This is a genomic window from Ruegeria sp. CF3 (genome assembly GCF_056537365.1).
Map to the genome: position 1 here is coordinate 467122 of NZ_JBQFRK010000003.1, position 13013 is coordinate 480134.

Consider the following 13013-nt stretch of genomic DNA (forward strand, 5'->3'; position numbering starts at 1 on the left):
TCCCAGTACTTCCCGTTTGTTGTTTGGTCAGCTGACGCACGGGTTTTCGCCAGCTGGTCCCTCGGTAAACCACGTTTGTATCGCGCGGCTTGGTCTATGCGTCGAGCGCACGACAATCCTGTGCCAACCATCCGATTTCGATTTCTTGCCCCGGTTGCAGGCGAATGGCGTCGGGGGCATTCCGTGTTTTGACAATGAATTCGTCATTGCCCGCCACCGACATGCGGAAGCGGAACACGTCGCCCATATAGATGAATTCCTTGACCGTGGCTTTCAGCGTATGCGCATCGGCATGCAGACGGTCCTTGTTGAATTCCACACGCTCGGGCCGGATCGAGACCTTGGTGCGCTCACCCGGATTGTGCACGTTGATCGGAACTGCATCAATTTCCGAACCGTCATCCAGCTGTACAAGGCAAGTGTCACCGTCTATCGATTTAACAACGCCTTCTAGCGTATTGTTTTCACCTATAAATTGCGCGACGAAGCTGTTTTCGGGCTCTTCATAAAGTTGATCCGGCGGGGCCAATTGCTGAATGCGGCCATCGTCAAACACCGCAACACGGTCGGACATGGTCAATGCCTCGGTCTGGTCGTGGGTCACGTAGACGGTGGTAATGCCCAGTTCATGCGCCAGACGGGTGATTTCGAACTGCATATGCTCGCGTAGTTGTTTGTCCAACGCACCCAGCGGTTCGTCCATCAACACCAGTTCGGGCTCGAACACCAGCGCACGTGCCAGTGCGATCCGTTGCTGCTGACCACCCGACAACTGCGCGGGGCGACGATTGCCGAAGGCACCCATCTGCACCATGTCCAGCGCGCGCTTGACCTTCTCCTCGCGCTCGGACTTAACCAGCTTGCGGACTTCCAGCGGGAACGAAAGGTTCTCGGCTACAGTCATATGCGGGAACAGAGCGTAGTTCTGGAACACCATCCCGATGCCACGTTTGTGCGGAGGGATATTATTGATGGGTTTTCCATCCAGAAGAATCTCGCCATGTGTGGCGGTTTCGAATCCGGCAAGCATCATCAGGCAGGTCGTCTTACCTGATCCGGACGGCCCGAGCATGGTCAGGAATTCGCCCTTTGGCATTGCCAGGTTGAGATCTTTGACGACGAGGTTCTCGCCATCATAAGACTTTTGAACGCGTTGAAATTCAACAAACGCGGCGTCGCTATTTGTGTCGGTCACAAGACCCCCTGTTGCGTCAAATGATTACCCGGTTGGTCCGGGCCTCATTGATCTTCTCGTGCATTGATGACGAGGCTAACAAATGGTCGCAAGCCCGTAAAGCAATTGGAGTCGCGTAAACGCCGCATTTGCCTAATTTTGCGACACGTTCAGTTGTTTCATATGCCAGGCCAAACTCTGGTTGCTTGACAGGACAGGTTTGCCGATCTGCGCTTCGATCCTTGGGATAGCCGTCAGTGTCCGAAGGTTCGTACAACTAAGGAATACGGCGTCGACTGTTGAATCTCCTCCCAGTCGCACGGCGGCATCGACCACGGAATCGGTTGAGATCCGCACAACTTTGGCTTCTTCGGATTCGCCGAAAGTGCCAAACACATCCATCGAGATGCCTTGTTCTGCAAACGCGCGTCGCAACGGAGTGTTTACTTCTTCAATGTAAGGCGACAGCAGCGCAAATTTTGAGACGCCCAAATGTCTCGCGCAGGCAGAGGCTGCCCGCAACGGGTTGGTGACGGTCGATGTATTACAGGACTGCATGACCATCTGCTCAACCCGATCCGAGCCGATAACCGAACTGGCTGACGTACATCCATAGCCAACAACTCGATAGGGCCGCGCCTTTGGCAGCAAATCAGCCGCTGCAGGCAAGTCGGTCTCCATCTGCGCCAGCGTGTCAGTGTTGACCTCGGCCCCGCTGGGAATGCGGCTGACATAAAGCGGGCTTTTGTCATCGATAAAAAGGCTACGAAACTCAGGTTCGATTGTCTCGTCGGTCTGTAAAACGATCAGCCCCATTGGTACGGCCGAGGGATCGTCAGGATCCAGTGTGTACGGCAACGTGCTCATATTTCGGCAATCTCCGGTCCTATCCGGGGGCTGAGGAATTCGGGCGCGCCTTCGGTTATCAGGATGTTTTCTTCGTGCACGAGAATTTTGCCATCGACCGCAATACCCGGTTCAAGCGTCAAAACCATTCCTGGTTGCAGTTCAGTATGATCATCCGGAATAAGCGAAGGCGATTCGGTCAACGACATTCCTAACCCGTGGCCCAGACGCCCTGCATCGGTTCCCGCGCTGCCATCGGTGAGTATGGTGTTCATCGTATGAAAAAGCTGAGAAGCCGTCACGCCTGGGCGGGCTTGATCAAACGCTGTATCCGAAGCCTCGACCAATCTGGCATGTGCATCGCGTACCGCCTTGCTCGCTGGGCCGACGGACCAATTGCGATCATAGTCGCAAAAATAGCCATCGTGGACGAGGCCGGTGTCGAGCATCAGCACATCGCCTATACGAAGCGGGGTCTGTGTCGCGGGTGAGATTACATCCGAGTACCCGCCTTGCTCGGCCCCTCCGGCCAGATAGGGCACCCAGTCGGCACCCTCTTCAAGGCAGAGTCTCTGAAAGTTTCGAAATATCTGATCCAGCGGTGTCCCTGCTGAGGCAACCTCGGGCACTCGTGCAAAGGCGTGGGCACCAATCTGACAGGCAGTTCGAATCTTTGCGATCTCGGCGTCAGATTTCACCATCCGCAGCGCCCGCAGGATGCCATGGTCACCCGTAATTTGGCGCGCTCCAATTGCGGATTCGAGATGCCTTAGATCGGCCAGTGGCATCCTTACATGGGTCTCATGCCCGTCGGGGCAGCCGATTGAGGCGTTTTCAGGCGTCAACTCTCTCAGTGTATCGGCCAGCAGGGATACCCCATCATCTTCAAGGTCGGGTGCACTCCAGGTTCGAATATCGTCGATCCATGTCTGTGCCATCAATGCAGCACCGATGGATGGGATTACTGCAACCGGCTTGCCAGAAATCGGAACGATCATAAACCAAGGCCGCGTTGGGCTTTCCCAGAAACGGGTGAGATAACCGGTGAAATAGCGAAGCTGGGGCTCAGTCGTAAGCAATAGGGCCGATAGACCGGTTTCTTGCATCCGATGCTGGGCGCGCGCAACGCGGGTCGCGAATTCCTCTGGTGCGAAACCTCTCATGCAGGTTGCTCGCTCAAGATGCAGAGCACTTTGGAATTCGGTCCAATACCCAGTTCACTACGGATCGCGTCGTTCAGAACGGCCGCAATGCCAGCACCGCCCGAGGCGCTGGTTTCCAACCCGGCCTTCGCCATGGCCGGAAGCTGTGCTTCGACAGTGTCATCCTCGATTGTCACAAACAGATCGGCATCTCGGGCCAAGCCGTTCAAGGCGATCAGCGAGGGCTCTTTGCAATCCAGTCGCCCCATGATGCTGTCGGGCCCGTCAGCAAACACACAATGCCCCGCTTCGATACTGGCCTGCAGCGCCGGGGCAGAGGTTGGCTCAACAACAATGATCTGCGGAGCATCTCCCCAAACGACCCGCGCATAGGCAGCGACGGCTCCGGACATGCCGCCAACACCGGCTTGCAGAAGAATGTGCGTTGGTGCCTCAGTACATTGCTCGGCGGCTTCGACCGCCATTTGCAGATACCCTTCCATCAGCAAGTACGGTAGTTCAGTATACCCCTCCCAGGAACTGTCCGAGAGCAAAGTCCAGCCATTGTCCTGCGCCGCTTGACTGGCTGCTTCCATGCTGGCGGCGTAATCCGCACCCGCCCGTACCACTTGTGCGTTTTGAGCGCGCAGGCGATCTGCAAAGCTTTCTGGAACTGTTTCTGCGATGTAGACAACTGCATCAGCTCCGAAAGTGCGCGCGCCCGCGGCCATGCTCATCCCGTGATTGCCCGCGCTTGCCGTAACATAGGTGCGCCCTTTGAGCGTGTTACCATCTGGCGTGACCGAGATGTCATTCGCTTCGCAGGCGATCACATAAGCCGCACCCAGCGCTTTGAACGATCCCAGGCCCATACGGCTTCGCTCATCTTTAACCCAGAGATTCGCGACGGGTGCCAGCGCCGATGCATTCACAAGGGGCGTTTCGACAAAGTCGGGGCAGAAGAATCGATGCCGGCCCAACCCATCTGTCTCTACGGAGGGATAAGGGGCCTGATCCGAAAGCTTAGAACCACCTCGAAACGGGTTACTGACTAGTTTCATCGCTCGCTCCCTGATCTTGTGTTGCGCCGACGTGAACGAATTGGCCGAAGGCTGTCAAGCTCGGCCTTGATTCAGCAGGATTGTGTTCGTGTTCTGCATGCATCCCTGGATCTGATGAATGAGTATCTTTTCAATCGTTTTGGTTGGTTGTAAGTGTCTGCACACGACATCGGCGCGGTGAGACAAAACTTCGACGATGATGTGCGGGCGTGATGGAATGGTAGACATATCGGACTTAAAATCCGAAGGCCTTAGTGCCGTGTGGGTTCGAGTCCCACCGCCCGCACCAGTACCATCTCAGACAGGGAAACCCAGCTGGGTGATCAATTTCCAGATATCCCTGTTGGCATTCGAGAGCTGAGTGACAACATCCTCGATTTCTTTCATTGCTTTGTCGTCAACTGTGTCTTCACGACCAAGTTTGATGTCGGTCTTGCGATCAGCAATGCGCATAAGGATGGTCTTTGGATTTCCGCTTTCCTGATCGAAAGAATAGATGCAGTGATTGTACTTGTTTCGAATAGAGGACAGGCGCGACAACCGCTGGGTGTGTTCGAGAATCGGATCGCGGATTTCAGGGGGGCGACCCTCCATCTTGGCGAGACGTTCGACCAGATCGATACGGGCACGTGTGGTGTTAAGCGTCAGGAATATGATGACCGCAACATCTTTGTTGGCCCCGGTCAGACCTGCGATCAGGTGGATCAGCAGGCTTTCCGTGTTCGTCCACATATAGTTGAGCCGACCCACCAACAGAATGAGCCGGTCGAACCGGGTTTCGAATGCCTCATCCAACGGGCGCGTTGCGCGCTTCGTTCGGCGCGACCTCAAAGTAGAAATGCGCAGCTTCAGTCCGGTTGCTCACATCGATCTTGCCCGAGACATTGTGCATATGCAGTTTGACGGTGTGTTCGGTGATGCCCAGATTCGACGCAATGGTCTTGTTGCTCTTGCCTTGCGATACCAGCCTCAGGACTTGTTTTTCGCGGCGCGTCAGCTTTGAGTATCGCAACAGTTTGTCAGGCGACCGGGTTCTGGTTGCAGGCTGTTTTTCGATAGGTGTGCCTGGCGCACTTTGTGTTGCGGTCATGCTGTCGGCAAGAAAGCAGGGCAGGTGCAGCTCTTCGTGCATCAGAAGGCGCAATATTGCGCGCCAAACATCCGGCGCCACGTTCATGGGCAAATACCCGACACTGCCGAAACGGGTGCGATCCCAGCGTTCGAACAGAACCCGGGCCGGACTTTTCTTGCGATAGGCGAAGGCCAGACATCCCGTCTCGGCGAGCCGGGAGTAATCAGCGGGCCGCGCCAACAGATCTTCGAGCATCATCTGATCCACGACAATGATGCGCTCGGAGGGAACAGAGTTCCCACTCTCGGCAAGCAGGTCGTCAAGGCTTTCATATCTTGACGCACGAACGCCGAATTCGCTTTGAACACTTCTCAGGGTTTGGTTCGAGTAGAACAATTCCTTGCCGATAAAAATGATCGACAGCTCTTCGGGATATTCAATCTGATCACGGGCGTCTTCTTGCAATGAAATATTCATTGACTTTCCCCCCACTAATACAAACGCCGCCCTCTGAATCTTTAAATCGGGTACAGAGCTGGGTGGCGCGAAACATTAACTTTGAACTCAAATAGTACCTTATCATAGCTGAAAGTACGTGTTTCAGCAACCAAAGGCGGGTTCTGCAATACCGCTTACTAGAACCTTTGATCAGGTTCTTCGCATCTGGTTATAGCGTAACTCCATGAAATATCAGGGTTAATAATCCTATATGTTTGCGCATGATTGTTTCCGGGTAAAATCTGGCGCGAAATAAGGCGAATTTCAAAAAAATATATATTAAACAGTGATTTGCAGAAAATAATGCTTTCGGCCAGCTATGCATACCCCTTTATCGCTGCGACCATTCCTAGGCTTCTATTTGTGAAGTGAACTTGAACCTGACGTGTCTGCGGTCCGCGTATTTCAGCGAATTTCTCGTGGTCATGGAATCGGCTTAGCCGAGAAAGGGGGGCAAACCAAACAGAAGACTTTCACTGCCGCGCGAGTGTCCAGTTTGACACCTTGTGCGCGAACTCTGTTTTCAACCGCGCCTGTAGCCGCTTTGTAGATGAATGGCGGCCCGGTGCTTCAGTAAAAGTGGAAAATTTTATGAGACGCCAACCCAACCAAACAACAACCGTGACCACAATTGATGACGTCCAAATCGATAATCTGGACGCCGATTTCGAAACAGATATAGCGGTAGACGAAGCCTATATCGAAGCTGACATCAACGCTCAGAAGCAAAAGCAAGACCAGGACGTTGAAAACTCTGCGAACAACTCTGATTCACAAGGACAAGATCAGTCACAGCGTTCTAAAAATGATAACGACAATGACAACGCGCAAGATCAGGATCAAAATCAGAAGCAGCAGCAGCAAAACACCAATGGTGGCGAAGACAATAATGATAATGACAACTCTAACAATAATGCGGTCAACATTGACTTCGGTGGCGGCGAATGGATTCCCCGCGATGACGATCAGGTAGACTTGGATCTGGGCGACAACGCCAGCGTTGGTGATGTAATCACCGCCGGTCGCGACCTGAATTATGATCCCGGTGATGATCTGAACCTTGATATTTCGCTGGATGGTCCTGGCAACGATATGTCGTCGATCAACAATCAGCTGGCAAGCTTGGAAGACAACGATCAGTTGGATAATGCCGAAGTTGGTAACTACGGAGAATTCAAGCAAAACGGTGATGCCAATGGTGGCGAAGCCAACGCTGCGGAAGGTATTAGTTCCAATGCAAATGGTGCAGCTTCCGGAAAAGGCGGAACCAGTTATGGCGGTGAAGCTGTAGGCGGCAAGACCATTGGTAGCGACGCTTACGGTGAAGGCGGAGACACTGGTGATGCTGATGCCCATGCCAAAGGTGGTAGCGGTGGCGATTCAGGTAATGCCGACAATGCAAGCACCGGCAAAGCCAAATCCAATTCGAACGCTGATGGTGAGAGCATTGGCGGGTACGGTGGTGACAGCACCAGCGACTCGAATGCTGACAACAACACCGACAGCGATAACACGACTGATGGCGAAGGCGGAGATGGCGGTTATGCCGATTCCGAAGGTGTAGGCAAAGGCTATGGTAAGGCGTACAGCGAGTCCGATGCTGATGCTGACGGTGGTGATGCTGACTCAGAGTCCAGCGCCAAAGGCAAGGGTGTAGCGGATAACGACGCAGATGCATCTGGTGCAGATGGTGGCGACGGCGACTCGAATGCGGATGGCAACGCTGATAACGACAGCGATAACAACACCGACGCCAACGACAATGACGGCGGTGACAACACAGCTGACGGAACAGGAACTGGTACTACCGATAGCGACGCTTCAGGCGACGGCGGCGATGGCTCGGGTGGATTCTCGCGCCTAGTCGAAGAAGCAATCGCGCGCCTCCAGCAGGAAATCTCTGAAAGCGGCCGTGGTGATGCAGATGCCGACACCGGTAATTCCAGAGCTGATTCTGGCAGTGGTTCATCCACCGGTGGAGACGGAGACGGCGGAGACAACAACGGAAGTTCAGCAGCTGATGCCGATGTTCAAGGTTTAGGTGATCAAGACGCTGAAGGCCCAAGTGTCGATCAGACATCTGGTGATGTTGACGGTTCGGCTGCCAACGCAAGTGATGCGGACGCTGATGGTGGCGATGGTGGTTCGAACGCTGCCAACGGTTCCGGTGATGGCACGGGTACAGGTACTTCAACGGCTGATGGTGATGGTGGTGCAGGTGGAACTGGTTCTGCTGCATCGGATTCAAACGCCAGTGCTGCTGGATCTGGCGCTTCCGAGGCCACAGGTGGTCTGGGTGGTGCATCAGATGTATTCTCAGAGACCGACACGGATGGTTCTGCTGATAGCCTCGCTGAGGCGATTGCCGGATACGGCGGTGCATCTGCATCGGACAATGACTCGGATTCGTCCGCAACTGGCAATGCCACTGGTACCGCATACAGCGGCGATGGCGGTGCAGGTGCTGCTGGTACTGCAGCAGGTGGAACTAGCGGCGCGTCAATGGTTGACGTCATGTCTGGTGACACAATGGGCGGCAACACGACAGGCGGAAGCGCAGCCGGTGCCTATTCGGGTGACGGCGGTGCCGGAGGCCATGGCGGTGATTGGGGTTCGAATAACGGTGGCGATGGCATCGTGACCGGTGAATCCTACGCCTCGGCCGCTGCCGTAGTCGATACGAACGCCTTCAACCAATCGATCGTACAGGGTGCCAATGTGCTAGGTAACTCAGTCGATACGACCATGGTTGGTGGTTCGATGACCTCGTCCTACGCAAGCGACGACACTGACGTCTAAGACAAAAAATCGGGGGCCGCATTATCGGCCCCCGATCAATGAAATCGCCGGGGCCGCGCAATGTGGCCTCGGCCCAGCAAATCCCGAACCGGAAATTTTAGCTGGCAAGGGGGTAAGGGATCATCGAAATGTTATTCGATAGTGTTACCGAAAAGATTGCACACTTTATTGGATCTTTTGATCTTACGATTGAAAAAGCCCGGTTGAGGGATCAGTACGAAGAGTTCACCGCCATGCGGCGCAAGGCTGAACTGGACGAACTGGAAGAACCTGCAAAGATCCGGATCAAGGCAGATCTGGAACTGGACCCGGGCAAATATGGTCCGCTTTCCTATCGGTTTGACACCCCCCCCGCCACTCCTGAACTTCCACCCCCAACCGACGGCCCTGAATTTGAAACGGTCGTTGTACTTGAACCACCACTCTCAGACGGTCCGCCGTTACCCGAAGCGACAACCGGCCTAGGTGCAACGTTTGTGATCGAGCAGCAGCTGGAGATTGTGACAGAGCTTATCGGGTCTGCTGTGACCTACACGTTCCAGACGATTTTCCTGCGCGACAATGACGTTGTCGGCGAGGGAGATTTCCGCGATGTCGATCAGCTGATCGCATTGGCCGAGGCGGCTGCGCAGGTCGCAGCATCGATGCACGCGTTTGCCGTGCCCTCGTTCTCGATCTCGGACTACTTGTCGATTGAGTATGTAGAATCTTTGGCCGAAGCGATGTTGGCGCCGATCAATGTCGAAGTTGAAGGTGCAGTTGTTTATCAGTTCCACGGCGAAGAAGCGATGGGCGTGATCGTCAATGGTGAGTATGTGGACGAAGCCCCGGAATGGGACGATCTTCTGCCCGCGCATCATAGACCGGACGAGGAAGAAGAAGACGACACGCCCGATATGATGCCCGCCGAATGGGATCAGGATGAGGAAGACGAATTTGCCGACGGTCACACGGTGATTGCAGGCGGCAACCTTGCGATCAACGAGATGAACGCAACCGTAGCCTGGATCGATGCGCCTTATATCGCGGTCGGTGGAAAAGCGATCGAACTGGCAATGGTAAGCCAGGTCGCCGTTGTATCTGACACAGACAAGGGCACGAATGGCGGCTCGGGCACCAATGTGGTGCACTCGTCGACGATCGAAGTCGAAGGCAAGTCAGCCCCTTGGCTTAAGACAGGTTCAAGTGAAGACGATGCCCCGGCATATGTGCATGTTGATTGGATTACGACCGACCTGATCGTTGCTAATTTTGTCAAGCAGGACATCGACGCAACGGATATCGATCATATTGATACCGAGATTAACGCGACGACCACGCTGTACGCATTGGGCGACAACGAGTTGATCGATGTCACCAATATTCTTCAACTTGGCAGTTATTATGACCTGATCATGATCGAAGGTGACATGATATCGGTCGATGCGTTTATCCAGACACACGTCTTGATGGATGACGACGTGGTGATGGGCGGATTGCCAGGACCCATTGATGGATCGGACGAGAACCTGGTCATGAACCAGGTCTCTCTCATGAAAGAAGGCGAAGACACGCATCAGGCGATGAACGTTTCCATGGCCAGCGCAATGACCTTGGGCGAGGACGATATGGCGGCGCTGGAAGAGGCGCTGATGAACGATCCGATGTTCGCGGGCATGGAGCAGATGCGAGTGCTCAAGATCGACGGATCGTTGGTGCAGGTCAACGTAGCCGAGCAATCGACGATGCTTGCCGATCAGGATGACGTATATCTGAATGGTCCCCACGCGAACCAGACCGAGGTTCTGGCAGGCAGCAATGCGATGCTGAATGCCGCCAATGTAACCAAGGCCGGAGTAGACTCGGTTGTCATGGCCGAGGACGGGGCATTTTCTGACCTGTTGCTGCATCAGGCAAGCCTGCTCGACATACCCACGAATGAGGACATTGCAGAGATGACCAACGAGGCGATAGCCGCCTTGATGGAAGAGGCGGGAATGCCCGGTTACGAGAACGGCATTGGCCCGAATGGTAACGATCTCACGCCAAGCGAAATGGCGAATTCCTCTGATGGCCTGCAGACCATGCTGGCCTGATATTTCCTGATTAACGAGTGACCGGAAGGTTAGTTTATGTCGATCGTTTTTTCGTCGCGCCGCACCCGTTTTGCAAGTCCGTTGGACCGGCACGGAGGCGGAGGCCCATTGACCCTTGAACCCCGAGATCGGGTAGCAAAACCAAATGAAAGTAAACTTGCAAAAACAGCGTCCCGTCTGCGTTTGACAAGCGAAATGCAGTTGGCGGATTCTGAACCCGAACCGGATACCTTGGATGCAAGTGACACCTCGGTTGCAAAACCCGTGAAACGTTCGCGGCAACAATCAGAAGCGCCTCAGGCGACGACACAACCGGATGATCCGGGGCAGACCCAGGCAGAGCAGTTGGATCAAACATCACAACCGCGCGCTGGTTCTCCCCTTCGGCGCGCGTCGTCGCGGCCCGCGCAAGATAAGGATCCTGCGGGTGGCGACACTGGGGTGGCCGATACCAAAGCCCCCGATTGTGAAACCGCCGACCAATCGACTGCACGCATGACCCCCTCTGCGCCGTCGGATGGTAAAGACCGCATGGGCACCACGATCGAGGCCAAGGCCAACCAACCCTTGCTGCGCCTGGGGACGGGTGGTGGCGATGGCAAGGGGCCACCCCAAACATTCCACAAACGCACGCCGCCTGAAGATTTCCAGAAGACGCTGCGTACCTCACTACGCGCCATCTGGCGCAATCTGGCTTTTGTGCTGGTGCTGACCTGCGCGACCAACGTCCTGATCCTAGCGATCCCGATTTATCTGTTTCAGATCAGCGACCGGGTTCTGACCAGTCGCTCGCTGGATACGCTGATCATGCTGACGGCAATCGTTGCCGGAGCCGTAATATTTCAATCAGCCTTTGATGCCGTTCGGCGGTTCATGCTGATGCGCACAGCGGTCGAGGTGGCTGCCCGTCTTGGTGCCCCGGTTCTCAGCGCCGCCGCCCATGCATCATTGCATGGGAATGGGCGCGAATACCAGACTTTGGGTGATTTGCAGCAGGTGCGGGGCTTTCTGGTCTCGGGCACGCTGATCTCATTTCTGGATGTACCATTTGCACCGCTGTTCATCCTGATGATCTTTCTGGTGCATCCGCAACTTGGGATGATTGTGGTGACGACCGCTGTGATCCTGATGATTATCGCGCTGATCAACCAGAAAATGACTGCCAAGCCCTTCGCCAAGGCCAACCAGGCGCAATCCCTGGCGAACCAGCATCTGGATTCAATGTCGCGCAACAGTCAGATCATCAACGCTTTGGCGATGATCCCCGAGGCAGTGCGCATCTGGGGGCGTGACACCGCACAATCGCTGACATGGCAGGTCAAGGCGCAGGATCGCAACGTGATCTTCGCGGCCATTTCGCGTGCCGTCCGTCTTTTGACGCAGATCGGCATTCTGGGCTGGGGCGCCTTTCTGGCCCTTCAAGGTGAAATTACCGGCGGTATGGTCATCGCCGCCTCGATCATCGCTGGGCGGGCTTTTGCGCCGATCGAAGGCTCGATTGAGGGTTGGAATACCTTCCTGCTGACGCGCGGCGCTTTTGGGCGGATCAAGGCTCTGCTGTCGAACTCGGCCCTGCAATATGAAAAACTGCGCCTACCACGGCCTGAGGGGCGGTTGGATGTCGAACGCCTGCTATATGTCCCAGGCGGCACCAAGCGGGTGGTTCTGAACGGGATTACCTTTGCGCTGAACCCGGGTGAAACTCTGGCGATCATCGGGAATTCAGGCGCGGGGAAAACGACGCTTGGCAAAACGCTGGTGGGGTCGATCCTGCCGACCTCGGGCAGTGTGCGGCTGGACCTGATGGATATCCGCAACTGGGATCCCCGTCAGTTTGGCGAAAATATTGGCTATCTGCCGCAAGACGTACAGCTATTCCCCGGCAGCATCAAAGACAATATTGGCCGGATGCGTGCCGATGCCACGGATGAGCAGATCCACGATGCCGCCGTTTTGGCCGACGTGCACAACATGATCGCAACGCTGCCGCAGGGGTATGAGACTGTTGTGGCCGCCGACGGCTCACCTCTCTCAGGTGGCCAGAAGCAGCGTATTGCTTTGGCGCGTGCCTTCTTCGGCAACCCGCGCTTGGTTGTTCTGGATGAACCGAACTCGAACCTCGACGTGGCGGGTGACAAGGCGCTTGCGCGTGCGATTGAGCAAGCAAAGGAAAGCAAGATCACCGTTGTGGTGATTACGCAAAAGCCGACTCTGTTGAATGTTGTCGACAAGATCATGCTGCTGACCGATGGGCGCGTGGCGCTGTTCGGGCAGCGCGAACAGGTGCTGGAACAGCTCAACGGGCCGCGCCAGCAACCGCCCGAAATACAGGGCAAGGGGGATTAA

General features: G+C 55.2%; 9 protein-coding genes and 1 tRNA gene. 4 read left to right on the plus strand and 6 right to left on the minus strand.

Features of this window, described 5'->3' with window-relative positions; all coding sequences use genetic code 11:
- Window positions 1-94: 94 nt before the first annotated feature.
- The 4 genes from ACR0KC_RS13925 to ACR0KC_RS13940 all read right to left on the minus strand — a co-directional run bounded on the left by ACR0KC_RS13925 (window position 95) and on the right by ACR0KC_RS13940 (window position 4223).
- Complete coding sequence (locus ACR0KC_RS13925; RefSeq protein WP_480771963.1) at window positions 95-1195, minus strand: ABC transporter ATP-binding protein; 1101 nt, start codon at window positions 1193-1195, stop codon at window positions 95-97.
- Between the two features lie 132 nt (window positions 1196-1327).
- Window positions 1328-2041 carry a maleate cis-trans isomerase family protein gene (locus tag ACR0KC_RS13930; protein ID WP_480771964.1) on the minus strand — a complete coding sequence of 238 codons (714 nt, stop codon included), beginning with the start codon at window positions 2039-2041 and terminating at the stop codon, window positions 1328-1330.
- Entirely contained in the window at window positions 2038-3183 is a 1146-nt protein-coding gene (locus ACR0KC_RS13935) for a M24 family metallopeptidase (RefSeq protein WP_480771965.1), read from the minus strand. Before ACR0KC_RS13935 ends, ACR0KC_RS13930 begins: the two co-directional genes overlap by 4 nt.
- A complete protein-coding gene (locus ACR0KC_RS13940; protein ID WP_480771966.1) occupies window positions 3180-4223 on the minus strand; it encodes a pyridoxal-phosphate dependent enzyme in 1044 nt (347 codons plus the stop codon). Before ACR0KC_RS13940 ends, ACR0KC_RS13935 begins: the two co-directional genes overlap by 4 nt.
- A gap of 203 nt (window positions 4224-4426) precedes the next feature.
- Here ACR0KC_RS13940 and ACR0KC_RS13945 point away from each other — a divergent pair.
- A tRNA-Leu gene (locus ACR0KC_RS13945) sits at window positions 4427-4512 on the plus strand.
- An 8-nt stretch (window positions 4513-4520) separates the two neighbouring features.
- Here ACR0KC_RS13945 and ACR0KC_RS13950 read toward each other — a convergent pair.
- Complete coding sequence (locus ACR0KC_RS13950; RefSeq protein WP_170391988.1) at window positions 4521-5018, minus strand: hypothetical protein; 498 nt, start codon at window positions 5016-5018, stop codon at window positions 4521-4523.
- Window positions 5011-5772: a helix-turn-helix transcriptional regulator gene (locus ACR0KC_RS13955; RefSeq protein ID WP_170401338.1), complete on the minus strand. Its 762-nt coding sequence runs from the start codon at window positions 5770-5772 to the stop codon at window positions 5011-5013. The genes ACR0KC_RS13950 and ACR0KC_RS13955 overlap by 8 nt, the downstream gene beginning before the upstream one ends.
- Before the next feature lie 612 nt (window positions 5773-6384).
- Here ACR0KC_RS13955 and ACR0KC_RS13960 point away from each other — a divergent pair.
- From ACR0KC_RS13960 to ACR0KC_RS13970, 3 genes are all read left to right on the plus strand, one after another.
- Window positions 6385-8592 carry an MSCRAMM family adhesin gene (locus ACR0KC_RS13960; RefSeq protein WP_170401336.1) on the plus strand — a complete coding sequence of 736 codons (2208 nt, stop codon included), beginning with the start codon at window positions 6385-6387 and terminating at the stop codon, window positions 8590-8592.
- Between the two features lie 128 nt (window positions 8593-8720).
- Window positions 8721-10667 carry a type I secretion protein gene (locus ACR0KC_RS13965; RefSeq protein ID WP_480706688.1) on the plus strand — a complete coding sequence of 649 codons (1947 nt, stop codon included), beginning with the start codon at window positions 8721-8723 and terminating at the stop codon, window positions 10665-10667.
- A gap of 36 nt (window positions 10668-10703) precedes the next feature.
- On the plus strand, window positions 10704-13013 hold the full coding sequence (locus ACR0KC_RS13970) for a type I secretion system permease/ATPase (RefSeq protein ID WP_480771967.1): 2310 nt from the start codon (window positions 10704-10706) through the stop codon (window positions 13011-13013).